The organism is Pseudomonas sp. QS1027 (assembly GCF_002814235.1).
In the GTDB taxonomy this organism is placed as follows: domain Bacteria; phylum Pseudomonadota; class Gammaproteobacteria; order Pseudomonadales; family Pseudomonadaceae; genus Aquipseudomonas.
Genome location: NZ_PHSU01000014.1, coordinates 132,850 through 159,835 on the forward strand (window position 1 = coordinate 132,850; position 26,986 = coordinate 159,835).

The 26,986-nt window shown below is 62.6% G+C and carries 25 protein-coding genes; 16 read left to right on the forward strand and 9 right to left on the reverse strand.

What is annotated here, in order from left to right; translation table 11 throughout:
- The first annotated feature begins 121 nt into the window (after window positions 1-121).
- The 6 genes from CWE01_RS13625 (at window position 122) to CWE01_RS13645 (ending at window position 5,876) form a co-directional block, all read left to right on the forward strand.
- Window positions 122-970 carry an ABC transporter ATP-binding protein gene (locus tag CWE01_RS13625; protein WP_100941049.1) on the forward strand — a complete coding sequence of 283 codons (849 nt, stop codon included), beginning with the start codon at window positions 122-124 and terminating at the stop codon, window positions 968-970.
- Window positions 967-1,968, forward strand: coding sequence for an ABC transporter substrate-binding protein (locus CWE01_RS13630; protein ID WP_100941050.1), 1,002 nt, complete (start codon window positions 967-969; stop codon window positions 1,966-1,968). The genes CWE01_RS13625 and CWE01_RS13630 overlap by 4 nt, the downstream gene beginning before the upstream one ends.
- Before the next feature lie 8 nt (window positions 1,969-1,976).
- Window positions 1,977-2,726: an ABC transporter permease gene (locus CWE01_RS13635; protein WP_100941051.1), complete on the forward strand. Its 750-nt coding sequence runs from the start codon at window positions 1,977-1,979 to the stop codon at window positions 2,724-2,726.
- A 50-nt stretch (window positions 2,727-2,776) separates the two neighbouring features.
- Complete coding sequence (locus tag CWE01_RS13640) at window positions 2,777-5,146, forward strand: hypothetical protein (RefSeq protein WP_100941052.1); 2,370 nt, start codon at window positions 2,777-2,779, stop codon at window positions 5,144-5,146.
- Between the two features lie 104 nt (window positions 5,147-5,250).
- Window positions 5,251-5,412 (forward strand): hypothetical protein, encoded by a 162-nt coding sequence (locus CWE01_RS33295; RefSeq protein ID WP_157815217.1) that lies wholly within the window; start codon window positions 5,251-5,253, stop codon window positions 5,410-5,412.
- A 134-nt stretch (window positions 5,413-5,546) separates the two neighbouring features.
- On the forward strand, window positions 5,547-5,876 hold the full coding sequence (locus CWE01_RS13645) for a DHCW motif cupin fold protein (protein ID WP_100941053.1): 330 nt from the start codon (window positions 5,547-5,549) through the stop codon (window positions 5,874-5,876).
- 218 nt (window positions 5,877-6,094) lie between these two features.
- Here the strand turns inward: CWE01_RS13645 and dapF are convergent, their stop codons facing one another.
- The 4 genes from dapF to CWE01_RS13665 all read right to left on the reverse strand — a co-directional run bounded on the left by dapF (window position 6,095) and on the right by CWE01_RS13665 (window position 9,458).
- A complete protein-coding gene (gene dapF / locus CWE01_RS13650; RefSeq protein WP_100941054.1) occupies window positions 6,095-6,910 on the reverse strand; it encodes a diaminopimelate epimerase in 816 nt (271 codons plus the stop codon).
- A 20-nt stretch (window positions 6,911-6,930) separates the two neighbouring features.
- Window positions 6,931-7,380 (reverse strand): hypothetical protein, encoded by a 450-nt coding sequence (locus CWE01_RS13655; RefSeq protein WP_100941055.1) that lies wholly within the window; start codon window positions 7,378-7,380, stop codon window positions 6,931-6,933.
- A 210-nt stretch (window positions 7,381-7,590) separates the two neighbouring features.
- Window positions 7,591-8,658 carry an NAD(P)-dependent alcohol dehydrogenase gene (locus CWE01_RS13660; protein WP_100941056.1) on the reverse strand — a complete coding sequence of 356 codons (1,068 nt, stop codon included), beginning with the start codon at window positions 8,656-8,658 and terminating at the stop codon, window positions 7,591-7,593.
- A 134-nt stretch (window positions 8,659-8,792) separates the two neighbouring features.
- The gene (locus tag CWE01_RS13665) at window positions 8,793-9,458 is read right to left on the reverse strand and encodes an O-methyltransferase (protein ID WP_100941057.1); all 666 of its coding nucleotides are present in this window, start codon (window positions 9,456-9,458) and stop codon (window positions 8,793-8,795) included.
- Window positions 9,459-9,538: 80 nt separating this feature from the next.
- Between CWE01_RS13665 and CWE01_RS13670 the strand changes: the two genes are divergently transcribed.
- A complete protein-coding gene (locus CWE01_RS13670) occupies window positions 9,539-10,171 on the forward strand; it encodes a TetR family transcriptional regulator (RefSeq protein WP_100941058.1) in 633 nt (210 codons plus the stop codon).
- Window positions 10,172-10,186: 15 nt separating this feature from the next.
- On the opposite strand, the gene CWE01_RS13675 is transcribed toward CWE01_RS13670, so the two are convergent.
- Window positions 10,187-11,719, reverse strand: a complete 1,533-nt coding sequence (locus CWE01_RS13675; protein ID WP_100941059.1) for an MFS transporter — start codon at window positions 11,717-11,719, stop codon at window positions 10,187-10,189.
- A 179-nt stretch (window positions 11,720-11,898) separates the two neighbouring features.
- On the opposite strand from CWE01_RS13675, the gene CWE01_RS13680 reads away from it, so the two are divergent.
- Window positions 11,899-12,870, forward strand: a complete 972-nt coding sequence (locus CWE01_RS13680; protein ID WP_100941060.1) for a LysR family transcriptional regulator — start codon at window positions 11,899-11,901, stop codon at window positions 12,868-12,870.
- 16 nt (window positions 12,871-12,886) lie between these two features.
- Here the strand turns inward: CWE01_RS13680 and CWE01_RS13685 are convergent, their stop codons facing one another.
- The gene (locus CWE01_RS13685; RefSeq protein ID WP_100941061.1) at window positions 12,887-13,300 is read right to left on the reverse strand and encodes a MarR family winged helix-turn-helix transcriptional regulator; all 414 of its coding nucleotides are present in this window, start codon (window positions 13,298-13,300) and stop codon (window positions 12,887-12,889) included.
- Between the two features lie 350 nt (window positions 13,301-13,650).
- Between CWE01_RS13685 and CWE01_RS13690 the strand changes: the two genes are divergently transcribed.
- The 5 genes from CWE01_RS13690 to CWE01_RS13710 all read left to right on the forward strand — a co-directional run bounded on the left by CWE01_RS13690 (window position 13,651) and on the right by CWE01_RS13710 (window position 20,710).
- Window positions 13,651-16,839: an efflux RND transporter permease subunit gene (locus tag CWE01_RS13690; protein ID WP_100941062.1), complete on the forward strand. Its 3,189-nt coding sequence runs from the start codon at window positions 13,651-13,653 to the stop codon at window positions 16,837-16,839.
- A gap of 1 nt (window position 16,840) precedes the next feature.
- Window positions 16,841-18,013 carry an efflux RND transporter periplasmic adaptor subunit gene (locus CWE01_RS13695; RefSeq protein WP_100941063.1) on the forward strand — a complete coding sequence of 391 codons (1,173 nt, stop codon included), beginning with the start codon at window positions 16,841-16,843 and terminating at the stop codon, window positions 18,011-18,013.
- Window positions 18,006-19,493 (forward strand): efflux transporter outer membrane subunit, encoded by a 1,488-nt coding sequence (locus CWE01_RS13700; protein ID WP_100941064.1) that lies wholly within the window; start codon window positions 18,006-18,008, stop codon window positions 19,491-19,493. The genes CWE01_RS13695 and CWE01_RS13700 overlap by 8 nt, the downstream gene beginning before the upstream one ends.
- A 20-nt stretch (window positions 19,494-19,513) precedes the next feature.
- Window positions 19,514-20,392, forward strand: coding sequence for a glutathione-dependent disulfide-bond oxidoreductase (yghU, locus tag CWE01_RS13705; RefSeq protein WP_100941065.1), 879 nt, complete (start codon window positions 19,514-19,516; stop codon window positions 20,390-20,392).
- A gap of 132 nt (window positions 20,393-20,524) precedes the next feature.
- Window positions 20,525-20,710, forward strand: coding sequence for a ribbon-helix-helix protein, CopG family (locus CWE01_RS13710; protein ID WP_100941066.1), 186 nt, complete (start codon window positions 20,525-20,527; stop codon window positions 20,708-20,710).
- A gap of 30 nt (window positions 20,711-20,740) precedes the next feature.
- On the opposite strand, the gene CWE01_RS13715 is transcribed toward CWE01_RS13710, so the two are convergent.
- The 3 genes from CWE01_RS13715 to CWE01_RS13725 all read right to left on the reverse strand — a co-directional run bounded on the left by CWE01_RS13715 (window position 20,741) and on the right by CWE01_RS13725 (window position 23,547).
- Entirely contained in the window at window positions 20,741-22,363 is a 1,623-nt protein-coding gene (locus CWE01_RS13715) for a SulP family inorganic anion transporter (RefSeq protein WP_100941067.1), read from the reverse strand.
- Window positions 22,364-22,432: 69 nt separating this feature from the next.
- Entirely contained in the window at window positions 22,433-22,744 is a 312-nt protein-coding gene (locus CWE01_RS13720) for a hypothetical protein (protein WP_100941068.1), read from the reverse strand.
- 5 nt (window positions 22,745-22,749) lie between these two features.
- Window positions 22,750-23,547, reverse strand: coding sequence for a thioredoxin family protein (locus CWE01_RS13725; RefSeq protein ID WP_100941069.1), 798 nt, complete (start codon window positions 23,545-23,547; stop codon window positions 22,750-22,752).
- 122 nt (window positions 23,548-23,669) lie between these two features.
- On the opposite strand from CWE01_RS13725, the gene CWE01_RS13730 reads away from it, so the two are divergent.
- The 3 genes from CWE01_RS13730 (at window position 23,670) to CWE01_RS13740 (ending at window position 26,976) form a co-directional block, all read left to right on the forward strand.
- Complete coding sequence (locus CWE01_RS13730) at window positions 23,670-24,890, forward strand: helix-turn-helix domain-containing protein (protein WP_100941070.1); 1,221 nt, start codon at window positions 23,670-23,672, stop codon at window positions 24,888-24,890.
- Between the two features lie 9 nt (window positions 24,891-24,899).
- Window positions 24,900-25,532, forward strand: a complete 633-nt coding sequence (locus CWE01_RS13735) for a PQQ-binding-like beta-propeller repeat protein (protein ID WP_100941071.1) — start codon at window positions 24,900-24,902, stop codon at window positions 25,530-25,532.
- Window positions 25,533-25,779: 247 nt separating this feature from the next.
- Window positions 25,780-26,976 carry an MFS transporter gene (locus CWE01_RS13740; protein WP_371917140.1) on the forward strand — a complete coding sequence of 399 codons (1,197 nt, stop codon included), beginning with the start codon at window positions 25,780-25,782 and terminating at the stop codon, window positions 26,974-26,976.
- Window positions 26,977-26,986: the final 10 nt, after the last annotated feature.

Sequence of the window (26,986 nt, forward strand, 5' to 3'; positions counted from 1 at the left end):
AGAAGCGTGGCGCCGGCGGAGCCTTCACTTCTAAGGTTATAAAAATCGGTTATTGGGATGACTTGTATTAATACGTATTATGTCAGGCATTCCCATTGTAGACGACCTGACGACACTTGCCATGCCAGAAACCTTCCTTCGTGCGCCGCAGCCAGCCGATGCGTTGAGCGTCGAGCAGATCAGCTTCAGCTACCCCAATGGTCATCGGGTGTTTTCCTCCTTCAGTCTCAGCGCTGCCCCTGGTGAATTTGTCGCGATCCTCGGGCCGTCCGGCTGTGGCAAGACCACCTTGCTGAACCTGCTGTCGGGGTTTGTCCAACCGCAGGCGGGGCAGATCCGTTTGAACCAGGCCACGGTGAGTCCGGAGCGTTCGGAGTTGGGTTATGTGTTCCAGGCGCCACAGTTGTTTCCCTGGCTGACAGCCCTGGAAAACGTCCGTTTCGGTCTGCGCATGGCGGCTGATATCAGCGAGTCGCAGCAGCGGGAACAGGCCATGCAGTACCTGCGCCTGGTGGGTTTGGAACAGGCCGCGCAGCGTTTGCCCCATCAGCTTTCCGGCGGGATGCAGCAGCGGGTGTCGCTGGCTCGGACCCTGGCCCTTGAGCCGGAGGTCTTGCTGATGGACGAGCCGTTCGCCGCTCTGGACGCCATCAGCCGTAACCACATGAATGAAGAAACCCTTCGGATCTGGGCCGAGCTGGGCCAGACCGTGTTGTTCATTACCCATGATATCGACGAGGCGGTGTTCCTCGCGGACCGGGTCATCGTCCTCAATATTGCCCCCGGCGGTATTCACAGCGAGCTGAAGATCCAGCTGCCACGTCCGCGCTCCAATCTGAAAACCCGCCGCCTGCCGGCTTTCCTCGATTACCGCAATGAACTGATGGAGCGTATTTCCCAGGTCATGGCGCTGTCCGAGGCCCGCGTTTCCTCTCCCTCTCTCTCCCTTGAACTCGAGTCGATCCAATGATCAAACGTACGCTGCTTGCCCTTTCATTGTCGGTTGCCGCGGTGGCCGGCAGTTCATTGGCCGTCGCCGGGGAAGCCAAGCCGCTGCGGGTGGGTTATGTCTTTGCCATGGCCAACGCCCCGGCGCTGATCGCGGACAAGGAAGGTTACTACCGTGAGGAAGGCCTGAACGTGGACCTCAGGGCGTTGGGCGATGGTCCGGTGATCCAGCAGGCACTGGCCGCGGGTGAACTGGACGTGGCTTATGTCGGCACGCCACCGGTGTACCAGTGGTTTTCCCGAGGCTTGCAGAGCCGGATCCTGGCCAAGGTCAATTACGGCCAGGCGGCGGTGATCGTCGACAGCAAAAGCCCGATCAACTCCCTGGCCGAGCTCAAGGGCAAAAAGCTCGCCGGGGTGAAGAAGGGCAGTGGCATGGACGTGCTGCTGCGTGGTTATGTGCTCAAGGAAAAGGCCGGACTCAATCCCGATCATGACCTCGACATCATCGATATGCCCCCGGGCAATATGAACGCCGCCCTGGAGCGCGGCATCGTCGATGCGGCGTTCTCCTGGGAACCCTTTGTCAGCCAATCCTTGCTGCGCGGCTCGAGCCGGGTCCTGTTCGACGTCAACCAGGCCTTGCCCCAGTACCCCTGGTACGTGGTGATCGCGCTGCCGAAAACCTTGCAGGAACGCCCGGATGACGTGGTGAAACTGTTGCGCGCCCATCGCAAGGCCATCGCCTTTCTCAATGAACATCCCGACGAGTCGAACCGGATCATCGCCGAGGCCTTCAAGCTCGAAGCGGTGCAAGGGCCGGACGGCAAGACCATCGCTCCGGAAACCATCGTTGCCCAGGCCCGCACCCGGCTGGGTTGGTCGGCGGACCTGGAGGCCACGGACATCCAGTTTATCCAGCGCCTGATGAACTACTCCCATGACCTGGGCTTTATCGACACCACGCTCAAGACCGAGCAGATCGTCGACACCTCCTACCTGGAAAAAGCTTCGCGCTGAGTCTGCCCATGTCCTTGCCAAAACCGAATTGGGGATGGGCGTCGCTGCCGTTCCTGCTGTTGATCTGGGTGGCCCTGGCCAGCCGTTTTCCCACCTACATTTTGCCGCAACCCTGGGACGTGGCTCGCGAGGCCCTGCGTTGGCTGGGTGATGGCTCGCTCTGGCAACACCTGCAAGCCAGTGTCCTGGAGGAGCTCGGCGGGTTCTGCGCGGCGGTGATTGTCGCCGTGCTGCTGGGGGCGGCGGGTGGATTGTCCTCGCGCTTCCGTGACTTCATCGCGCCACTCAACAGCCTGTTCATGGCCATCCCGCCGATCGCCTGGGCGCCGCTGATCATGATCATCTTCGGCCTGGGTTATGTGTCCATCGTGCTGGTGATCTTCATCGCCGCAGTGTTCCCCATGGCGGTGACGATCCAGGAGGGCGTGCAGGGCATTCGTGGCGGGGAAGTGCGCGCGGCCCGCACGCTGGGTGCCAGTTCCTGGCAGTTGCTGGCCCATGTCTATCTGCCGGCATCGCTGCCGTTTGTCACGGCGGCCCTGCGCATCGGCTTCAGCCAGGGTTGGCGGGCGCTGGTGGCGGCGGAAATGATCGGCGCCTCCCGGGGCATCGGCTGGATGGTCTCCACCGGGGGCCAGATCGGCAACAGCAGCCAGGTGCTGCTGGGCATCGTCCTGATCGGGCTGATCGCCTGGTTGATGGAGAGTTTCGTGTTCCGGCGCATCGAGCGTCATTACCAGCAATGGCGCGAGCAATAAGTCGCCGGTGCTCCCTTTCAAACCTTCAATGAACCTGTATGAGGTGTCATGTGAGTAACCCGTTCGATCCCCGCGAAGCCGGGCACTACATTGCCCCGCAAGGCCTGTATGAACGCAACAAGCAACGCCCGTTCCTGGGGGCGATCAGCTGTGATCGGCAGACCCTGGTGGCCGGCCAATGGGACGAGATCACCCTGGTCTACGAGGTCGGCGGCAGCGGCTTGGCGGACGGTGCCTGGTTGAAGCTGGCGTTCAAGTTCTACTCCGACTGGGCGTTGTTCCAGACTTCGAACCCGGCGGGTCCCAACTACGTCAGTGCCGAATATCAGGCCGGTGAATTGGTGCCGGGGCAGAGCCAGGCCACGGTGCAGCACCTGAAGGTGCGCTTCGACCAGAAGGGTCATGAGCGGCCGTTCCAGAAAGCCGTGATCATCGATATCGTCGACGGCTACCTCAATCCTGGCGACCGTATCGTCATCCGCCTCGGTGACCGACGCCAGGGCGGCGCGGGCACGCGGGTGCAGAGTTTCGTCGAGAAGGACTTCCGTTTCCGCTTGTTTATCGACCCGCTGGGCAGCTCGAAGTTTGCCGAGGTGCCGGGTGATCCGTTGCTGGATATCGTCCCGGGCCCGGCGCAAGGCGTGCAACTGATCGTGCCGCGGCTGGTCAGCGCCGGTGAAGTGTTCGACGTGCTGTTGCGGGTCGACGATGCCTGGGGCAATACCTGTCGCCAGCTGCCGTTGGAGGGGCTATTGACCCTGACCGGCCCTGAGGGCGAACAACGGCAACAGCCGTTCCGCCTGGCGGCCGAGGGCTGGGCGATTGCCCGGCTTGAGGGGCTGAAGTTCGGCGCGGTGGGCGAGTGGCGCTTGTCGGCCGAGGTGCAGGGGCCGTTTGTGCGCGGGGCCCAGGCCTTTGTCACGGTCGACCCGGCGGGTACGGCATTGCGTCCGCTCTATGCGGACCTGCATGTGCATTCCGACGACACCGTGGGCACCAATGACACCTTGTACAACCTCAGCTATGGCCGTGATGTCGCCGGGCTCGATGTGCTCGGTTATACCGCCAACGACTTCAATATCACCGAGCAGCGCTGGGACCAGGCGGTCAAGTTGATCCACGAGCTCAATGAGCCGGGTCGCTTTGTCTGCTATCCCGGTACCGAATGGTGCGGCAACTCCTGCGCCGGCGGCGACCGCAATGTGGTGTTCCTGCACGGTCGGAAGCCGGAGTTTCCGTTCGACAACCAGGGGCGGCTGGTGCGCTCCTTCGAATGGAACGAGTTTACCGCCGGGACCATCAAGCCCGGCGCCTGGCCGGTGGACGAGCTGTATGCCGCCTATGCCAAGGACCCCGAAGGCCATCTGATGATGCCTCACGTGGGCGGGCGTCGCTGCAACCTGGACTGGCATCACCCCGAGCTGGAGCGCCTGATTGAAGTGGGTTCGGCGTGGGGGCAGTTCCATTGGGTCTACGCTGAAGCCTTGCAGCGTGGATATCGGGTGGGGGCCGCCGCCAACAGCGATGAACACCAGGGCCGTTGCGGCGGCGGTGTGCCGGCCACGGCGGTGTTTGGTTCCCGTGGCGGGCTGACCGGGGTGGTTGCCGACAGTTTTGACCGTGCCAGTGTCGGCAAGGCATTGCGTGCCCGCCGGACCTTTGCCACCACCGGCGAGCGCTCGTTCGCCAGCCTGCGCCAGGGTGCACACTTTATGGGCGAGGTGTTCACTGCACGGGCGGATGCGACGCTGGATTATCGTTTGCTGGGGGAGGCGGGTTGGGAGCAGGTCGAGTTGTTCGACGGCGAGCAGCGGGTCTGGTCGCGCAATCTGCATGAGGAACTGGGTTTCTCGGGGCACGGCATTCGCCTGCGGTTGGGCGGCGCACGGATCAAGGACCGTTATCGCGGTGCCTACTGGACCGGCGAAATCCGCGTGACCGGCGCGGTGATCAAGGGCTTCCGGGCATTGGGCCTCGATCATCCCGAGCAGACCGTATGGCGCAAGGATGCGACGACACTGGCATTTCGCACCGATACCAATGGCGATACCGACAGCATCGAGATCGACCTGTCGCAACTGGCGGGCGCGACCCTGCAGATTCAAAGCCGTATCGACAATTACATCAAGGTCGGCGACCCATCCGAGCCGCAACCTTATGTGCATGCGCCGACGGTGCTGATGGAGTTGTCCGGTGAGCAACTGCTGGCGCAGGGGCAGGTGATCGAGGAGTTGCCAGGGGCGGAGTTGAAGGTCTCCCTGGAGCGGACAACCGACGCGTTGTTGCCGCGAGAGGTGCAGGGGCAGATCGAGCTGGCTGAGTTGCAGCTGGAAGCGGGGCGTGAGCATCCGTTGTTCATCTGCGCACGGCAGCGGGATCAGTCGAGGGTCTGGACTTCGGCGTTGTTTTTGACGGTGTAGGCCGGCCAGGAAGCGCAGTGCGCCAACCGTCCAGGGCTGGCGCCTTGGGTTGAAATAGGCTATCTGTTTGGGCATCACGAGGATGCTGGACTCAGGAGCAGATGATGGCCAATACACCGGATAACGATGAAGCCCTGGAGGTCCAGCGGATGTGCGAGGTTGCGCAGTTGTACTTGAAGAGAAGCCTGACACCCCGGGAGGTTGAAGAGATCGTCGCTTTTGTGGCGGCTAAAAGGGCACGGACGGAAAGTCGCCAGAAGGGATGACGAATAGGTCTTTACAGGTCTCGTGTTTCGTCAGCATTCGAGGCGCGTATGCCTGCGATCCTGTTCATCTGTATCTATCTGGCGCCCTGGTGGCTTGATAGAGTTTGAAGCTCTTCTCGGCAAGGAACGGCTCCATGGACCTTACGGCTATCCCCTTCGGTACGACTGATTGGTCGACTATCGAGCCCGTCGCCCATCCGGGCCAGACGGGTACCGCCTATTGGCGGACTTGTCAGTTTGGCAGTGCCCGTGTACGGATGGTCGAGTACAGTCCCGGGTACCTGGCCGACCACTGGTGCTGGAGAGGGCATATCCTGTTGTGCCTGGAGGGCGAGCTGGAGACCGAGCTGGAAGATGGTCGTCGGTTCATCCTGTCTGCGGGGATGAGCTATCAGGTGGGCAACAATAACGAGGGGCATCGGTCATCCACTACCCGCGGGGCGAAGCTGTTCATTGTGGATTGAGTACCGACAGCTGGGCTGCTTTGGATCAAAAGCTATTTGCCAACGATGTAGTCGAAGGCTGTTTTAGGCAAGGGAAGTTCACTAGGGGAGAAAGTCAGCCACTTCCTGTGATCCTGTGGGAGGCGACCTAGCTTGTTGCGCGCAGATACACGTATTCCGCACAGAGAGCAGAGGACTCTCTGTTTCGTTCAGGATGGAGTGTTCTTGTATCTTCAGGCCTAGACCTGCAGAAAATGGCTCGCAATGGTCCCGGAGCAAATCGGTTCAACCGATCCGGTCAGGACCACGCCGCCGACGCTGTCCCATTTCACCTGCACCGTTCCACCGTCACATTGCACCTCGACGGTATCGTCCAGAAGGCCACGGCGAATCCCGCCCACTACCGCCCCGCAACAGCAGGAGCCCGAGCCCTGCGCGATACCGCCGCCACGCTCCCAGATGCGCAGGCGGATATGGCCACGGTCGATGACCTGGACGAAATGCACATTGGTCTTGCTGGGGAAAAGCGCATCGGTTTCCACCGTGGGGCCAAAAGCCGCCACGTCGACCGCTGCCAGATCCTCGACAAAGAAGGTGCAGTGCGGATTGCCCATGCTGCAAGCCGTGGGGCTTCCGGGCAGCGGCAAGCGATTGGTGTCCACCTCTTCGGCAAGCGGGATCTCCTGCCAATCGAGCGAAGGCTTGCCCATGTCCACCGATACCCGCCGACCCGACTCGCGGACACAGGTCAGCACACCGCGATGGGTCCTGAGCAGCACTGAAGTGCTATTCGCCTCACGCATCAACATGTCCGCCACACCGCGGGTTGCACTGCCGCAGGTTTCCAGGCTGGAACCGTCCGGATTCCAGAACAGCAAGCGTGCCGCCGCATCTTCGCAGTCCAGCACCACGGCCAACTGATTGAAGCCAATGCCGCGATTTCGATCACCCAGACGACGGGCCACCTCAGGGGTGATCGGATCGACCTTGCCGCGCAGGTCGACAATCACGAAGTCGTCGCCGTGGGCATGCATCTTCACGAAGTTCAGCGTCATACCGATCCTGTTTTCCCGCCTTATTTTATCTTGGGCATATCCAGTATGGATCTGATAAAGGCGTCGTCGGTGTTGGCCTGAAGTTCAGATACGTACCACTGGCCTTGCACCTGCCTGAAGCCTATGTGCAGCCCGATCAATTGCCCGTCATCGCGCTCGATCAGATAGGCTCTGTTTTCAAACACTTCACCTTTGGCCTCTTTGGGGGTCAGGTGTATTTTGTATATTTCATGTTGTCCGAGCCAGGCGGACAGTGTGTTTTGGCTTTTGGAGATGAGATCTTTCTCTTTGGTTTGCCACTTGTCGAAGTGCCCGGAAAAAGCTTTGCTCCAGCAGTCCGATGCCAACTTGTTTTCAATGCACTGACTGTATTGGTTCTCTAACTCGTCTTTGTAGGCAATGGCGTCGTTGGCGTAGGCGGAACTTGCAGTCGCCAGGAGGGACAGGCAAAAAACAGCTTTCTTGAACATTCTGATCTCATCTTGAATTTAGGGATTTGCCTTGCGGTTCAACCCTGTCTTGCTTGGCCATCGGCATTCGCTTTCGCTCTTGCAGCCACCGATGGATCACGCGTCGTGGTCCTACAGTACCTCACCAGGTTCAGGAGTGGATAGGGCTTGCGAAGCCCGTGATGACCGCGCGCCTGGCGCGGTCCCACGGGGCCGGAGGGAGGGGAGCGATCAGGCCGCGTTGGCTTCTTTCTTCAGGCTGTTCATATCAATCACGAAGCGGTATTTGACGTCGCCCTTGAGCATGCGGCCATAGGCTTCGTTGATGTCCTGGATATCGATCATCTCGATATCCGAGACCAGCCCGTGCCTGGCGCAGAAATCCAGCATGTCCTGGGTTTCCTGGATGCCGCCGATCAGGGAACCGGCCAGGCTGCGGCGCTTGAAGATCAGGTTGAACACCGACGGCGAAGGGTGCGGGCTGTCGGGGGCGCCGACCAGGGTCATGGTGCCGTCGCGCTTGAGCAGGGCGAGGAACGCGTCCAGGTCGTGGGGCGCGGCCACGGTGTTGAGGATGAAGTCCAGGGTGTTGGTGAACTTGGCCATTTCGTCCGGGTTCTTCGACACCACGACTTCATCGGCACCCAGGCGCAGGCCGTCTTCACGCTTGTTCGGCGAGGTGGTGAACAGCACCACATGCGCGCCCATGGCATGGGCGATTTTCACCGCCATGTGCCCCAGGCCGCCGAGACCGACCACGCCGACCTTTTTGCCCGGGCCGACTTTCCAGTGGTGCAGCGGCGAATAGGTGGTGATGCCGGCACACAGCAGCGGCGCGACCGCCGCCAGGTTGGCGTCGCCGTGGGAGATGCGCAGGACGAACTTTTCCTTGACGACGATATTGTCCGAATAACCACCGAAGGTGTTTTCACCGCCGAACACCGGGCCGTTGTAGGTGCCGGTGAAGCCGTTCTCGCAATATTGTTCTTCGCCTTCGGCGCAGGACGCACAGTGCTGGCAGCTGTCGACCATGCAGCCGACACCGGCCAGGTCGCCGACCTTGAATTTGCTGACATTGGCACCGACCGCGGTGACCCGGCCGACGATTTCATGCCCCGGTACCGACGGGTACAGGGTGTTGTGCCATTCATTGCGCGCGGTGTGCAGGTCGGAGTGGCAGACACCGCAGTAGAGGATTTCGATCTGCACGTCGTCGGCGCCGGGCGCGCGACGTTCGAAGGTGAAAGGCTTGAGTGAATCCTTTGGATTTTGGGCCGCGTAGCTATACGTCTTGGTCATGGCGTCGTCACCTTGGGTTTCATGGGGCTGGAAAGAACTTGACCAGCATAGCCACTGAATCGTTCAAGGGGATGACGATCCGAAGACAGGGGGGACAAACCAGTCTATCCGCGTCTGGAAGCCCCCCGATTGGCTCAGCCCTGCCACATGGACAGTTCGACGTCTTCGGCGAACGGCGTGGACAGGTAACCCTCGGCAGGATTGCGCACCCGTGCCAGGTACTCGGGGCTGTGGTCGGCATTGTCGGCGATGATCAGCGCACCCGGGCGCAGACGACTCTGCAGCAGGCCGAGGATCTCGGGGTAGAGCGCCTTGGCACCGTCGAGCAGGACCAGGTCGATACTGTCCGGGAGGTCGACGCTGAGGGTTTGCAGGGCATCGCCTTCACGAATCTCCACCAGGTCGATCAACTCGCCGGAGGTCAGGTTTTCCCGTGCTCGCAGCACCTTGGAGGGCTCGAACTCGCTGGTGATCAAGCGTCCGCCGCCATTGTCCCGCAGGGCGGCGGCGAGGTGCAGGGTCGAGAGGCCGAACGAGGTGCCGAACTCGACAATCGTCCGTGCCGTGCAACTGCGCGCCAGCATATACAGGAGTGTCCCGGTTTCCCGCGAGACCGCCAGGGGAAAATCCTTCAGGCGTGTGTAGAACTCGAGGTAGTCGGTCTTGCTGCGCATCAGGCGTACGCGCTCTTCTTCCGAGATCTCGCCGACGGCGGCGGCGATGGTTGGCCAAGAAGCATCGCCTTCGGCGAACAGGCGGTCCAGCAGAGGCGCGAGAGGGGCTTGGGTTAGGGTTGTCATGGGTTTTACCGGTGAGTTCAGTGAGGGTTTATAATGCGAATAAACCTTCATGTTTTCTATTCGCATTGCGAGCCCGCCCCATGACCGATCAACCAAGTACGCGGATTGCCTCACGCAAACAGCCCAAGCAGGCTCGTTCCAATGACCTGGTCGATTCGATTCTGCAAGCGGCTATTCAGGTTTTGGCCAAGGAGGGCATGCGGCGCTTTACCACCACGCGGGTCGCTGAGCGGGCCGGGGTCAGCGTCGGTTCGGTGTATCAGTATTTTCCGAACAAGGCCGCGATCCTCTTTCGCCTGCAGAGTGATGAGTGGCGCGAGACCTTCGAGATGCTGCGCGGCATCCTTGAAGACACGCGCAACCCGCCCCTGGAAAGGCTGCGTCTGCTGGTTCACGTTTTTATCCAGTCTGAATGCGATGAAGCCGAGGTCCGCGTGGCCCTGGATGACGCCGCGCCGTTTTATCGCAATGCGCCCGAGGCGCAGGAGGTGAGGGCCGGGGGAAAACAGATTATCGAGGCGTTTATGCGCGAGGTGCTGCCCGAGGCTACGGAGGCGACCCGGGCCGTGGCCGGCGATCTGATCAAAGTGACGCTCAGTTCAGTAGGCAAGCAGTTTTCGGAAAGCCCACGGACCCCGGCGCAGATCGAAGCTTACGCCGAGGCCATGGCCGATATGTTTTGTAGCTACCTGCGAAGTCTCGGACACGCTTGACCGTCACTCGCGGATTCAGGCCGCCTGATCCAGCATCGGGTCATCCAGTTCGGTGTCGCTGTCATCCTCGACCGAACCACGGTCGAGAAACAGAAACACCACGGCTGCCGTCAGCACGGTGATCGCCGTCAGTACCCACAGCAAGGTGCTGAATGCGGCACTGTAGCCCGCGGCCAGCGCGGCGCGCCCTGCGCCGGGCAGCAGACGCATGGCACCGCCCAGGTCGCCGGTGGCCAGATGCTGTGCGGCGCCGACGATGTCTGGCATCGCTGCGCCACCGAGGTGACCGGCGGTGAATGCCGACAGCAGCGCCATGACCACGGCAATGGCCACACCTTCACCGGCTACCCGGGTGGTACTGAAAATACCGGTGGCCATGCCGGCACGCTCCTTGGGCACCACGCTGACCGCCATGCCATCCATCAGGCCCCAGGGCAGGCTGATGCCGACACCGATCACCAGCATCGGCCAGGCCAGCGCGCTGGCGCTGCTGCCCACCGGCACATGGCTCAGCCAGAACAGCCCGGCGGCACAGACCAGCAAGCCACTGCCGCACAAGGTCGAGGGCGACAACCAGCGGGTCAGGTAGCCGGCGACAATCGGCAGTACCAGCAGTGGCGCCGACAAAGCCACCAGCAACCAGCCGGCCGCGACCTCGCTCATGCCTTCGATGCCGACGAAACGGATCGGCAGCAGGATCAGCAGCACCACGAATGAATAGGCCGGTGCGGCGGCCAGCAACTGCACACCAACGAAGCGCGGGAAGCGGAACAGCGTCAGGTCGAGCATCGGCTGGGCGACCCGCTGCTCGATGATGACAAAGGCGATGAAGGACAGCAGTGCGACGGCGAACAGCCCGAGCACCAGTGGGTCGGCCCAACCGCTTTCCGGCGCCTTGAGGATGGCAAAGGTGAAAATCCCCAGCGCCCAGGTGAAGGTGATCGCGCCGGGCCAATCGATACCGGCCGCCTCGGGGTTGCGAGACTCGTTCATGTGGCGCGTGGCCAGGATCAGCGAGATCACCGCCAGCACGGTGATCAGCAGGAAGATCACCTGCCAGCCAAATGCTTCGATCATCACCCCGGCGGCCACGGGGCCGAAGGCCAGGCCGATACCGAAGCTGGTCCCGACGAAGCTGAACGCTCGGATGCGCCCCGGTCCGTCGAAGACTTGCGCCAGGGCGGCCATGCCGCTGGAGAAGGCGGCCGCGGCGGCCAGTCCCTGGGCCGCGCGCAGGACGTCGAACAGCGCCAGGCTCGGGGCGAAAGGCAAGGCGGCGGCCAGCAGGGCAAAAGCGCTGACGCCGCCGATAAAGACCTTCTTGCGACCATAGTAGTCAGCCAGCGCGCCGGCCAGCATCAGGCAACTGCCGAAGGTCAGCATGAAGGCGTTGGTGACCCAGTTCAGTTCCATCGGCGAACCGCCGAAGGTGCGGCCGATGGCGGGCAGGGCCACGGCCGCCGCAGTGAAGTTGAACGGCATGGTGATGGCCGTGATGCACACGGCCAGCAGAATCAGCCGCTGTTGCAGCAAGAGTGGAATGGACATGTTGAGCGATCCTTGTAGCGGGCAGGTGTATCTGCCCTGGGTGAGCGTGAAGATGGCCGCGATTCGGTGGTTTGCCCGGGCCGTCAGAACATGCAAGGATTTTAAAGGGCGAGTAATCTGGCAAAAAGCGGTCAGGATTCCGCCCATATCGGAATAAAAGGATCGAATAGGAGAGGCAGGTGGATCGACTGAGTGGCTTGATGGCCTTTATCCGCACGGCCGAGCTGGGCAGTTTTGTCGCGGCGGGCAGGGCTCTGGGGCTGTCGGCTTCGGCCGTCGGCAAGGCTGTGACCCGGCTTGAGCAGCAGTTGGGCGTGCGGCTGTTTCAACGCTCGACCCGCAGCCTCAGCCTGACCGACGAGGGTCGGGTGTTCCAGGAGCGTTGCCGACGCATCCTCGATGACCTCGACGACGCCCAGGCGACCTTGTCGCAGTCCACGGAAATCCCTCGAGGGCGCTTGCGCATCAGCATGCCGGCGGCCAGTTATCAGCTGTTCCAGTCGGTACTGACGGCGTTTATGGCGCTGTATCCGGATATCGAACTGGACCTCGACTTCAGCGACAAGCTGGTGGACGTGATCGAGGAAGGTTTTGATATCGTGATTCGCAGCGGCGATCTGCCTGACTCGCGCTTGATGAGCCGACCCTTGCCAGGTGTGCAACCCATATTGTGCGCTGCTCCGGGGTACCTGGAGCGGCACGGCACGCCGCAGACTCCGGCCGAACTGGACGATCACCTGGCGGTGCGCTTTCGCTATTTCAAGAATGGCAAGTTGCTGGACTTCCCGTTATTACGGGAAGAGGGCGCACGGGAGCCACGGACCCGCACGGTGATGATCAGCAACCATATGGAAATGGTGCTTGGGGCGCTGCTCAAGGGCTTTGGCCTGGGCGTCATCCCGGATTTTCTGGCCCGCGAAGCCCTGGCCGACGGTTCGTTGCGCTGCCTGCTGCATGGCTATCTGATCCCGCCGGACAACATGAGTATCGTCTGGCCTTCGAGTCGTCAGCTGTCGCGCAAGATTCGCGTCTTTGTGGATTTCATGTGTGAACGGCTGGAACAGGAGGCGGTGCAGATGCGTGCGACCCTCGCGCAGGAGTGTCTATACTCGCGCAGAAGCAATAGCCCGCTGGCTCGTGATGGCGGTTGAGCGCTGATCCCGGGCGTCAGTCGCTGCCGAGCAATGACCGGGCGAAATCATCCGAGGCGATAAAGTCCAGGGTCTTGCGCAACTGAAGGGTTTCTTCTTCGCCGAATGCCTGCTCGAAACGGCATGACATCCGCAGGGAGATCTGCCGGGCTTCTTCGTATTTGCGCCGGCCTTCTTCGGTCAACAGTACGCGCCGGCTGCGCCGGTCGAGTTCGTCCACCTGCAACAGCACCAGGCCGTCACGCACCAGTGGCTTGAGGGTATGGCCGAGTGCCGAAAGGTCCATCACCAGGGACTGGGCCAGCTCACGCATTTTTGGTCGGTCGGCGCGGGCGATATGCGACAGCAGGGAGTACTGGGTAGCTTTCAGGCCACAGGCTGCGAACGCTTCGTCATAGATTTGTCCCAGGCGCCGGGACGCACGGCGCACGGCACCGTTCGCACAACTGCTGGTCTGGGGACTGTCAAGACTGGGTGGCGCACATTTCAAGGGCTGATCACTCTCTGATGCAAAGGTCGAGCCAGTAATTATGCCTGTGACCGCCTCGAGAACAAGGTTTTTTCAGGTCATGGCCGGAAACAGTCTATCTGACAAGAAATATACTTGCGTATGCCTCTAAGATCTATATCGTGGCATATGCCTCTTTATGACCTGGATGTCAGGGCAATTTGCCCGGGTGGAAAAGGCGACAGGGCAGGAGCAGGGTGCTGCAGCCAGCGCCCCCGTCGCCTGCATCACGTACCTTCTTCCGTGTTCAATCCCCTGTCTGGATCACACCTATGCTGAGCCTTGTGCGCATTGCATTACGGCGCCCCTACACCTTCCTGGTGTTGGCTATCTTCATCCTGATCGTCGGACCGCTGGCCGCCTGGCGTACGCCGACCGATATCTTTCCCGAAATCCGCATCCCCGTGATTGCCGTGATCTGGCAGTACACCGGGTTGCCACCGGATCAGATGGCCGGTCGCATCACTTCGCCCTTCGAGCGGGTCCTGACCACCACGGTCAACGACATCCGCCATATCGACGCGCAGTCGCTGAACGGTTTCGGCATCGTCAAGGTGTACTTCCAGCCCGGGGTCAATATCAGTACCGCGAACGCGCAACTGACCTCGGTGTCCCAGGCGATCCTGCGCAACCTGCCGCCGGGCACCGTGCCGCCTTTGATTCTCAATTACAGTGCCTCGACGGTGCCTATTGTGCAACTGGCATTGTCGGGTAACGGGCTCAGCGAGCAGAAGCTCGGGGATCTGGGACTCAATACGGTGCGCCTGTTGCTCACCTCGGTGGCCGGTGCGGCCGTGCCTTATCCATTCGGCGGCAAAACCCGTCAGGTGCAGATCGACCTCGATTCGGCGCGGATGCAGGCTCGCGGGCTCTCGGCGCAGGATGTCGCCACCGCCCTGGCCACGCAGAACGTGATCACCCCGGTGGGCACACAAAAGATCGGCAGCTACGAATACATGCTGCAATTGAACAATGCGCCTTCGGACTTCCGCGACCTGGAAAACCTGCCGATCAAGACCGCCGACGGCACCACGGTGTTGATTCGTGACGTGGCGACGGTGCGCGACGGCAACCCGCCGCAGACCAATATCGTCCACGTCAACGGCAACCGCTCGGTGTTGATTCCAGTGCTCAAGACCGGTTCGGCCTCGACCCTGGGGGTGATCGCCGGCATCAAGGAAAAACTGGCCGACTCCAAGGCGGCCTTGCCGCCGAACCTGAATATCGACCTGATCGGCGACCAGTCGCTGTTCGTCCGTGCAGCGATCAGCGGGGTGGCCCGCGAAGGGATCATTGCCGCGGCACTGACCAGCCTGATGATCCTGCTGTTCCTCGGCAGCTGGCGTTCGACGGTGATTATCGCGGTGTCGATTCCGCTGGCGATCCTGTCCTCGATTGCCACGCTGTCGATGCTCGGCGAAACCCTGAACATCATGACCCTGGGTGGGCTCGCGCTGGCGGTGGGGATCCTGGTGGACGATGCCACGGTGACCATCGAGAACATCAACTGGCACCTGGAGCATGGCAAGCCGGTGGAGACGGCGATACTCGATGGCGCCGCGCAGATCGTCACGCCGGCGTTCGTTTCGCTGCTGTGTATCTGTATCGTGTTCGTGCCGATGTTCTTCCTCGACGGGGTCGCGCGTTTCCTGTTCGTGCCGATGGCCGAAGCCGTGATCTTTGCCATGATCGCCTCGTTCATCCTCTCGCGGACCCTGGTTCCGACCCTTGCCAACTACCTGCTCAAGCCCCATGTGCACAATGAGGACGGGCAGCCCCATGTGGCGCCGACGAACAACCCGTTGGTGAGGTTCCAGCGCGGCTTCGAGGCGGCGTTCGAAACCTTCCGTGGGCATTATCACGGGGCCCTGGAAGGCGCCTTGCAGCATCGGCGTCTGGTGGTGGTCTCGATGCTCGCCTTTGTTGTTGCATCGTTCGCCCTGGTGCCGTTCCTGGGGCGCAACTTTTTCCCCGAGGTCGACTCCGGGCAGATCCTGCTGCACGTGCGTGCCCCCGTGGGCACAAGGGTGGAGAGCACCGCGCAATTGATTGCCGAGGTCGAGAAGTACGTTCGTACGGTGATCGAACCCGAGCAGTTGGCCGCGCTGGTGGACAATATCGGCTTGCCCATCAGTGGTATCAACACCGCCTACAACAACACCGGGACCGTGGGCTCCCAGGACAGCGATATCCAGATCAGCCTGAAAGAGGGGCACCGGCCAACCGCCGAGTACATAAAGGAATTGCGCGAGACCCTGCCCCGTGAGTTCCCCAATGCGGTGTTCTCGTTCCCGGCCTCGGACATTGTCGGGCAGATCCTCAACTTCGGCTCTTCAGCGCCGATCGACCTGCAGATCAGCGGTAACAACCTGGCGGCCAACTTCACCTACGCCGGCAGCCTGTTGCGCGATATCCGCCGGGTTCCTGGCGTGGTGGATGCGCGTATCCAGCAATCGCAGCAACTGCCGACCTTCAAGATCGATGTCGACCGGACCCGGGCGCAACTGGTTGGCCTGACCGAGCGCGACGTCACCAACAGCCTGGTGGTCAACCTCGCCGGCTCCAGCCAGGTGGCGCCGACGTTCTGGCTCAACAATGCCAACGGCGTGTCGTACCCGATCGTCCTGCAGACGCCGCAGTACAGCCTCGACAGCCTGGCGGCCCTGCATAACCTGCCGTTGACCGGCAATGCCAACGCCGCTGCGGACCAGACCCTCGGCGCCCTGGCATCGATCGAACGCAGCCATAGCAACTCGGTGGTGACCCAGTCGGATATCCAGTCGGTGGTGGAAATCCTGACCTCGATCCAGGGCCGTGACCTGGGCGGGGTGTCCGCGGATATCCAGAAGATCATCGCGGCCCATGCCAGCGACATCCCCACCGGTTCGAAAGTGCAGTTGCAGGGCCAGGTGCAGACCATGAACTCGGCCTTCAACGGCCTGCTGTTCGGCTTGCTCGGCGCGGTGGTGCTGATCTACCTGCTGATCGTGGTCAATTTCCAGTCCTGGAGCGACCCGTTCGTGATCATCACCGCCTTGCCGGCGGCGCTTGCGGGTATTGTCTGGATGCTCTTCGTGACCCACACGCCGCTGTCGGTGCCGGCCCTGACGGGGGCGATCATGTGCATGGGCGTGGCCACCGCCAACGCCATCCTGGTGGTGAGTTTCTGCCGGGAGCGCCTGGCCGAACATGGCGACCCGCTCAAGGCCGCCCTGGAAGCCGGCTTTACCCGCCTGCGCCCGGTGCTGATGACCGCCATCGCGATGATCATCGGCATGGCGCCGATGGCCCTGGGCCTGGGGGAGGGCGGTGAGCAGAACGCACCGTTGGGCCGCGCCGTGATCGGCGGCCTGGGCTTCGCCACCATCGCCACGTTGTTCCTGGTTCCACTGATTTTCAGTCTTGTCCATGGGCGCGATGCGCGCGCCGCATCACCTGCCATTGCTGCTCAAGGGGTCTGACATGTCCACCGATACCACCGTACCCAATCCGACCCCTCGCGCACGTTCACGCCGTGGTTTGATCGCTCTTCTGTTGGGACTGGCGTTGCTGGTCGCCGTCGTGGTACTGGGCATCAGCGTGCGGGCCAACGAGTCGCGGGAGCTGAAAACCTGGACCAACGCCCAGGCGCTGCCCAGCGTCAACCTGATCACCCCGGGCGTCCAGCCCCAGGGGCCGGTCCTCAATCTGCCAGGGCGGATGGAGGCGTATTCGCGGGCCTCGATCTTTGCCCGGGTCAACGGTTACCTCAAGTCCTGGAAAGTCGATATCGGCGCCCACGTCAAGGCCGGGCAATTGCTCGCCGAGATCGATACCCCCGAGCTCGACCAGCAACTCCTGCAGGCCCGTGCCAACCTGGCCTCGGCCCAGGCCAACGCAACGCTGGCGCAAACCACGGCCAAGCGCTGGCAGGCGATGCTGGCGTCCGATTCGGTGTCGCGCCAGGATGTCGATGAGCGCACCGGCGACCTGGCGGCGAAACTGGCCAACGTCAAATCGGCCCAGGCCAGTGTCGAACAGTTGGTCGCGACCAAGGGCTTCCAGCGCCTGACCGCACCCTTCGAAGGCGTGGTCACCGCGCGTTCCACCGATGTCGGCGCCCTGATCAGCGCCGGTGGCAGCGCCGGGCGGGAGTTGTTCGCCGTCTCGGATGTCAGCCGCCTGCGGGTCTATGTGCAAGTGCCACAGACCTTCTCGCCACAGATCCGCATCGGCACCACGGCCCGGCTCACGGTGCCTGAGTATCGCAAGGAGTCGTTCAATGCGCGGGTGATCGCCACGGCCGATGCGGTGACGGCGGCTTCCGGCAGCACCCTGGTGCAACTGCTGGTGGACAACCCGGGCGGTCGCCTGCTGCCGGGTGGTTATACCAGCGTGCAGTTCGACCTGCCGGTACAGGCCGATGTATTGCGCCTGCCCGCCAGTGCCCTGGTGTTCGACGAACACGGCATGCGGGTCGCGACCCTCGACAAGAACGATCACGTGCTGTTCAAGCCAGTCAGCATTTCCCGTGACTTTGGCGACACCGTGGAGATCGGCAGCGGCCTGGACGCCAGCGACCGGGTGATCGACACGCCGCCCGATGGCCTCGGCGACAACGACGCGGTACGGGTGGAGGCCAAACCCCATGGCTAAGCACAGCCTGCTGTGGCCTTCGAGCCTGTGCCTGATCGCCAGCCTTGGCCTGGGCGCCTGCTCGCTGGCGCCGGAACTGAAAGTCCCCAAGACCCCCGAGCCCGGGCAGTTCCATACCCAGGGCCCGTGGACAGTGGCGACGCCCGACGATCAGGCCAGCCGGGAAGGCTGGTGGCGGATCTACAAAGACCCGCAGCTGGATGCGATGCAGCAACAGTTGCTGAGCAACAACCCCGACCTGAGCGCCGCGCTGGCCCATTATCTCCAGGCCCAGGGCTTTGTCGCCCAGGCCCGGTCCGGGTTGTTTCCCAAGATCGAGGCGATTGGCAGCGGCCAGCGCATACGCCAGTCGGACACGCGGCCGTTGCGCTCGGCCACCTCGCCGAATGTCTACGATTCGGCGACGCTGGGGGTCGAGGTGGACTATGAGGTCGATCTCTGGGGCCGGGTGCGTGACACGGTTGCGGCCGGTGTCAGCGAAGCCCAGGCGTCACAGGCCGACCTGGCCTCGGTACGCCTGAGCCTGCAGGCCCAGTTGACGGACAATTACATCCACCTGCGCGGCCTCGACTGGCAGAACCAGTTGCTGAGCGAAACCCGCGATGCCTACACCAAGGCGCTGAGCCTGACCGAAGGGCTGCACGGTGGTGGGATCGTCTCTGGCCTGGACGTGGCGCGGGCCCGTACCCAGCTGTCCTCGGTCAAGTCGCAGTTGAGCCAGAACCGGGTCCAGCGGGCGCTGATCGAGCACGCGATTGCCGCGATGCTGGGTGAGTCGGCCTCGACCTATAGCATTGCCGCGAATACCGCGCCGATTGCCTTGCCCAATGTCCCCACGGGCCTGCCTTCGACGCTGTTGCAGCGACGTCCCGACATCGCTGCCGCCGAACGCCGGATCGCTGCCGCCAACTCCCGCATCGGCGTGGCCAAGGCCGCCTGGTTCCCGGCGATCACCCTGAGTGCCCAAGGGGGTTATCAGAGTGACGAGTTCGCCAACCTGCTGACGGCACCGAACCTGTTCTGGGTCATTGGCCCTTCGATGGTGGCGACCCTGTTCGACGGCGGTGCGCGTCAGGCCCAGGTGGACATCGCCAAGGCGGCCACCGATGAGGCGGCGGCCAAGTACCGCAGCGTGGTGCTCGGCGCCTTCGAGCAGGTCGAGAACAATCTCTCGACGATCGCCGGGCTCGACAACGCCCTGGTCGACCAGCGTGACGCCGCGGCGGCCGCGCAGTATTCCGAGGACCTGTCCCTGGCCCGCTATCGCCAGGGCGCCGTCGCTTACCTGGATGTGGTGACGGCGCAGGTCGCTTCGCTGGAAGCACGGCGTTCGGTGCTGGAATTGCAGACCCAGCAGTTGAGCGCCAATGTCGGCCTGATCAAGGCGCTGGGCGGCGGTTGGAACATCACGCAGTTGAACGGCAAGCCCGAGGTTGCAGTCAATCAGGCAGCAGCCGACAGCGCCGCGGCGCCCCATTGAACCCAAGGAGTGTATCGAGCATGACCAACTCATCGGAGTACCTGCCACCCAAGGTCTGGACCTGGCATACCGAGAACGGCGGGAAATTCGCCAATATCAACCGGCCGATTGCCGGTGCGACCCATGACCAGGACCTGCCGGTCGGGCGTCACCCGTTGCAGCTGTATTCCCTGGCCACACCCAACGGCCAGAAGGTCACTATTCTGCTGGAGGAACTGCTGGCCCTGGGTCACACGGGGGCGGAATACGACGCCTGGTTGATCCATATTGGCGAGGGTCAGCAGTTTGGCAGTGGTTTTGTCAGTGTGAATCCGAACTCGAAGATTCCGGCGCTGATGGATTACAGCGGTGCGAAACCGATCCGGATCTTCGAGTCGGGGGCCATCTTGCAGTACCTCGCCGAGAAGTTCGGCGCGTTCCTGCCCACCGAACCGGCGGCCCGTGCTGAATGCCTGTCCTGGCTGTTCTGGCAGATGGGCAGCGCGCCTTACCTGGGCGGTGGCTTTGGGCATTTCTATGCTTATGCGCCGACCAAGATCGAATACGCGATCGACCGTTTTGCGATGGAAACCAAGCGCCAGCTCGATGTCCTCGACAAGCAACTGGCGGTCAGCGAATACATCGCGGGCAGCGAGTACAGCATCGCTGACATCGCGATCTGGCCCTGGTACGGCGGTCTGGTGAAAGGTCGCCTTTACGAGGCGGCGGAGTTTCTTTCGGTACAGGACTACCCGCATGTCCAGCGTTGGGCCGATGCCATCGACGCACGTCCCGCCGTGCAGCGTGGGCGAATGGTCAACCGGGTGTCCGGGGAACTCTCCGGCCAGCTGCGCGAGCGTCACGATGCCAGCGATTTCGCTACCCGTACCCAGGACAAGCTGGCCGTTGCGAGTGAGTAAGCCGGTCGATAACGGCGTCTGCGCAAGATGACGAGGCTGCGTGCGGTGGCTGCCGGGGTAAGGGCGTGACAAGCTGGGGAGCGCTTATTATAATTTGATTATCATAAGCTGCTTCAGAGTGTCGACCCCTCCATGGAAAGCAAGACCGCACGCTTGACCGTACTCATTGACCCGGTCAAGAAAAAGGCCCTTGAGGAGCTTTGCGCTGCTCAGGACCTGACGCCGTCCCAGGTGGTTCGCCAGCTGATTCGCGACTACCTGGAAACCCACGGTGTTTCCTATTCGACCCAAAGCAAGGCGGCCGGCAAGGGGCAGTGACGCAACCGTCCGGCGCCGGGCAGTCAGCTTCTACTGCCCGGGTTCGCCGGCCGCATTCAGTGCCGACTGGAAGTCGGCATGGTAATGCCCAGGCCCCAGTGCCTGGAGTATCCCGGCCTTGCGCAGCTTGCCGAGGACTTTCTCGTTGGCCTCGCACAGCTTCACGACAATGCTGCGGTTGTGTAGCTGCTCGATGACTTCGAGCAGGGTCTGCAGGCCTGTGATGTCCATGAACGGCACATGATTCAGGCGGATGATCAGGGTCCCGGGATCGGTGTGGGTCTGTGCCAGCACCCGTTCGAAGGTTTCCGCCGCCCCGAAGAACAGCGGTCCCTCGATGCCATACACCAGGACATTCGGCGGCAATTCGACCTCCAGTTCCTTGCCGAGCATTTTCTGCACGGCTACCGAAGACGCCATCCGCCGCATGAATTGCAGCATGGCGAGAATGACGCCGATATTCACGGCAATGGTCAGGTCGCTGAAGACCGTCAGCAGGAAGGTGATCAGCAATATCGCGATATCGGCCCGCGGTGCCCGCTGGAGCATGCGCTTGAAGTGTTTCAGCTCGCTCATGTTGTAGGCCACGACAAACAGGATGGCCGCGAGGGCGCACAGCGGGATATTCGAAGCCAATGGCGCCAGGAAAGAAATCAGCAGCACCAGGGTGAGTGCATGCACCAGGCCGGCGAGGGGGCTGTTGCCGCCGTTGCGGATATTGGTCGCCGTACGGGCGATGGCGCCGGTCGCGGCAAAGCCGCCGAACAAGGGGCTGAACAGGTTGGCGATGCCCTGGCCGATCAACTCCTGGTTGGAGTCATGCCGGGTGCCGGCCATGCCATCGGCCACCACGGCCGACAGCAATGACTCGATGGCGCCCAGCATGGCGATGGCGAACGCAGGGCCGATCAATTCGATGATCCGCGGCAGGGTCACTTCCGGCAGGCTCAAGGTCGGCAGCCCCTGGGGGATCCCGCCGAAGGCACTGCCGATCGTGGCCACCCCGGGAAACTGGAAAATCGACTGTATGACCGTGGCGACGACCATCGCGATCAACGGCCCGGGCACGCGTTTCATGCCGGGGAGCCTGGGCGTGAGCACCACCAGCAGCAGGCTCAGGAGCGCCAGCAGGGTTGTCGCCAGGTGAAGATGCGGCAGCGCTTGAAGCAACTGCCAGAGCTGTTCATGGAAATGACCAGCGGCGACTTTCGGCAGGCCGAAGAAATCTTTCCATTGCCCCACCCAGATGATCACGCCGATGCCGGCGGTGAACCCGACGATCACCGGGTCGGGGATGAACTTGATCACCGAGCCCAGCCGGGTGACGCCGAGCAGCAGCAGGATCGCCCCGGCCATGAACGTCGCTATCTGCAGGCCGTCAATGCCGTAGCGGGCGCTGATGCTGGCCAGGATCACGATAAAGGCGCCGGTGGGGCCGGCGATCTGCACCCGGCTGCCGCCGAACAAGGACACCAGCAGGCCGCCGACAATCGCGGTGTAGATGCCTTGTTCGGGCTTGACCCCCGAGGCGATAGCAAAGGCCATGGACAAGGGCAGCGCGACGATCCCCACGATAACGCCCGCGACCAGGTTGCGAGACCAGTGTTTGCGCCCAAACAGCCCGGATTTCCACGCTTCCCGTATCGCGATCATGCTGCTTGCTCCATGGAGTCATGTGTATGACATTACCATGCGATGATCATTAAAGTGTAATAAGTCGCCTCAACTGGATCGGTGGTGGGTCGGTGTCGTGGACCCTCCTGCCGATCCGCGGGAGTGGCCGAAAAGCAGCCGCAGCCAGGGTGGCAGATGGAAGGCGCCCATGATCAGGTACATCGTGACCATGCCATCGAGGGCAAAGGCTCCCGACATCGATGAACAGATCATCTGCGTGCCGGGGCTGAAGGCCGTGAGCAACGCCATGCCGGCGAAGGTTGGCGCGGCGGCCAGGCACAGCCAGTCGGCAATGCCCAGCGCATTGCCGGTTGGCGCTCCTGTCGAATGGTTTTCCTCGGTTCGATTGGACAAGAGCATGCTGTTTACTCCTGGCCGTATTCGTCGTGGCGGCGCCACCAGATACCCTGTTCATTGCGGCCCTTGGGCGCGCGGTCGAGCCACTGGTACATGCCCCAGACACTGTCCAGCCCGCGGGCATAGCTGGAGTAGGTGTGGTAGATCTCGCCCTCCTCAAGCACGAAGGCGCTGAGACCAGGCCGGTCGCGGGTGAAGGTGGCAATGTCGGTGCCGGTGGTGGCGGCGATCCGGGCAACCGGGCTTTCGCTGCCCTGTGGCGGTCTTTCCTGGACGCCCTGGCCTTTCTGGGCAACCGCCAAAGGCGCCTCACGCAGATAGTTATAGACGATGTCGCCTTCGCGCTGCTGCTCCTCGCTGAACCAGACGTTGAAGTCACTGTTGAAATCGCTGTCGAACGAGCTGGCCCAGTCGAAGCTCCAGCCCATGCGCTGTTTGAACGCCTGCAACTTGGCCAGCGGTGCCCGCGAGATGGCGGTAAAGGCGACGTCATGGTGCTCGAGATGGACGACGACACCATTGAAGCCATCGGCGATCGACGAGCAGGATGGGCAGCCGGCGCTGTAGTCAGGCCCGAACATGAAGTGATAGACCAGCAACTGTGAGCGGCCTTTGAACAGATCCAGTAGTGAGACGCTGCCGGCGGGGGTGTCGAAACGGTAGGCCTTGTCGACCCGCACCCAGGGCAGTGCCTGGCGCTGTTGGGCCAGGGCGTCGCCGCGCCGGGTCAGCTCCTTTTCCTCGGCCAGCAGGTCGAGTCGTGCCGCCAGCCATTTTTCGCGTGTGCCAATCTTCTGTGTGGTCATCAGGGTTCTCCATTTGCCAGTGCTCGTCGTACCATCGGTTGTGCGAGCGGTTACCGGGTGGTCGTGAACAGACTAGGACGGGCCAGGAAGAGGGTGGGAGTGACAAGTATGACGGGATGCCCATGGACGCGATGATCAGCGCTGCGGCGCGGTTGCTCGCCACCGGGGATGTCCTCGGTGCCTTGAAGCGGGTGGCCCTGCGCGATGATGGGCCTGGGCTTGCGTTGCGCGGTATTGCCATGGCGCAGTTGGGTGACCTGGTTCGCGCAAGGGCTTTGCTCAAGCTGGCCGCCCGTGCCTTCGGGCCGCAAGAGGCAGTGGCGAGGGCGCGCTGCATCGTCGCCGAAGCCGAGATCGCGCTGGTCTCCCGCGATCTGGCCTGGCCGGTCAAGGCACTCGCCGACGCGCGGGCAGTTCTCGAAGCCCATGGCGATCGCTTGAATGCCGCCCATGCACGCCACCTCGAAGTCCGGCGCCTGCTGTTGACCGGTCATCTTGACCAGGCCGAACGTCTGCTCGCCGAGCTTGAGCCGATATGGCTGGCACCGCCCTTGAGGGCTGCTTACGAGTTGGTCAGCGCCGGGATCGCTATTCGGCGCCTGCGCACGGGGGCGGCGCGCGGCGCATTGCAGCGGGCGGAAAATGCCGCGCATGAGTCGGGTATTGGTGCACTCGGCGCTGAAGTCGAAAGCGCCTCTCAGGTGCTGAACAGACCGGCGGCACGTCTGATTGCACGGGGCGAGGAGCGCCTTCTGCTGCTGGAGGACGTCGAGAAACTGTTTGCCTCGAAGGCGCTGGTGGTGGATGCCTGCCGCTACACGGTGTGTGAAGGCAACACGCAGGTATTGCTGACGAGGCGACCGGTCTTGTTCACGCTGCTGCGCACCCTTGCCGAGAGTTGGCCGGGCGCGGTCTCACGGCATGCGCTGATCGCCCGGGCATTTCGCGGCAAGGAGGCCGATGAATCGCACCGGGTCAGGCTGCGGGTCGAAATCGGACGGCTGCGGGGTGAGATTCGCGGATTGGCGCAGGTCAGGGCGACCGGGGAGGGCTTTGTGCTGATGCCGCGCCAGGCCCATGAGGTGGTCATCCTGGCGCCTCCCGTCGAGGAGCGGCATGGCTCGCTGCTGGCCCTTTTGGCCGATGGCGAGTCGTGGTCGAGTTCGGCCCTGGCGATTGCGTTGGGCAGCAGCCCACGCACCGTGCAGCGGGCGCTCGATGCCCTGGCGGCGACAGGCAAGGTGCAGGCTTTCGGCCGTGGGCCGGCCTGCCGCTGGACGCTCCCGTCGGTGCCGGGCTTCCCGTCAACCTTGTTACTCCCTGGTCCGCCGGGCAGCGGCTAGACTGAGTTGATGAAAAACTCTCAAGCTGAAATTCTTCGTGAATACGGGCCTTTTCCAGGGGCCGACTCGGTGGCGGGCGTGACTTATGACGGCCAGCACGTCTGGTTTGCCTCGGGTGACAAGCTCAACGCCCTTGACCCGGAAAGCGGGGTGGTGGTGCGTTCGATCGATGTCGCCGCGCAGGCCGGAACCGCCTTTGACGGTCGATACCTGTTCCAGATTGCCGAGGGTCGGATCCGCAAGATCGATCCGAGGAACGGTGAGGTGCTTTCGAGCATACCGGCCCCCGGCGATGGCGGTGACTCCGGGCTGGCATGGGCCGAAGGTTCGCTCTGGGTAGGGCAGCATCGCGGGCGCAGGATCCATCAGATCGATCCCGAAACCGGAGCGGTCCTGCGGATTATCGAGTCGAAGCGCTTCGTCACGGGGGTGACCTGGGTCGACGGTGAGCTTTGGCACGGCACCTGGGAGAACGACAAGAGTGATGTTCGACGGGTGAATCCGCAAACAGGCGCATTGCTGGAGCGAATCGATATGCCGGCTGGCGTGGGTGTGTCGGGGCTTGAGTCCGATGGCCGGGACCGGTTTTTTTGTGGCGGTGGGAATAGCGGCAAGATCCGGGTGGTCCGTCGACCAGGATAAGCAGTAGGACCTGCGGCGCCTATCCAGACGCCATCGCCAGCAAGCCGGCTCCTACAGGTCCGTGCATCAACGCAAACTATCACGATTGCCACCGATCCCTTGTCGGCGCTGGCTTGTCGGAACACCGCAGCGCAGCGATGAGGCCCCAAAAAACGTACAAGCTTTTCTATCTTTACTCCGCTATTTCCCTAGCTAATCGTGCGCCGGGCAGTGCTAAAAAGCACACTGAACACTGCCTGGAAAAATCATGATGTCCTCTTCCTCCAGTCGCCCATCCTCCGGATTCGGCGCCTTCTGCATGGCCAGTTTCCTGCTGTCGGTCGCCTACGGCTCGACCTTCCTGCTGGCCTTGCTGGTCAAGTCCTTCGGTGGCAACGAGCATGATGCCGGACAGGTCATTGCTACGGCGATGTTCAGTACCCTGGTCGCGGTCATCGGCTCGGGGCACATGATGAATCGCTGGGGGGCGGCGCGCTGTGTCGCCTTTGCGGCGGTGTGCCTGGCCTGTGCTTCGCTGGGGTTTGCCCTGGTCAAAGGGCTGGGCGTCGCCTTGCTGCTTTGCGGCCTGCTGCTGGGCCTGGGTTGGGGGATTTTCTACACCCTGGGGCCGATCATGGTCGCCGCGATGATCGAGCCTGCGCGGCGTACCCACTGTTTTGCCTTGCTCTCGGGGAGCATGCTGACCGGTATCGGTAGCGGTCCGATTGCCGGCAAGCTCGCCGGCTACTTCGGTTTGCCGATCCAGACCGCGTTCTTCTGTGCCGCCACCACCGCGATACTCGGCGGCCTGTATTTCTGGCACCTCGGCACTCGCGACGAGGTGGGCACGGCCAACCGGCAGGCCTTCAAGATCAGCGCGGCGTCGGCGGTTCAGGTGCTGCGCTCAAGGTCAGTGTTCTCGATCCTGATGGTCGGGCTGGGCGGTGCGATCTTCGGTGGCCTGGGCAGTTTTCAAACCAGCTATGCCGCCAGCCTTGGCCTCGACTATTCGCTGTTCTTCCTCTGTTTCATGGGGGCTGCCATCGCTTGTCGGCTGCTGATTGCCGGTTGGGTGGTCAAGCGCAACCCCTTTGCCGCCTCCAGCGTATTGACCACGCTGATGCTGCTGGCAGTACTCGGTTTTGGCCAATGGGTGCACGACAGCCTGAGTTACGGCGCCATGGCGGCGTTGCTCGGCATCGGTTACGGCCTGAATTACTCGGTGATCAACGGGCTGGCGGCCAATGAAGCACCGCCGGGGCTGACTGCACAGGCGCTGTTGCTGTTCAGCCTGGCCTATTTCCTCGGGGTTTTTGGTTTCCCCTTCGTGGCCGGCAAGCTGATCGCCGATGGCGGCGTGCACGGCATGCTGTTCAGCACCGGACTGATTGCCGGGCTGGTATGGATCATCAGTATCGGCCGCTGGCTGAGCAGTCTGGCGCCTGCAAGCGTGCGCGAAACCTAGGAGTCCCGGA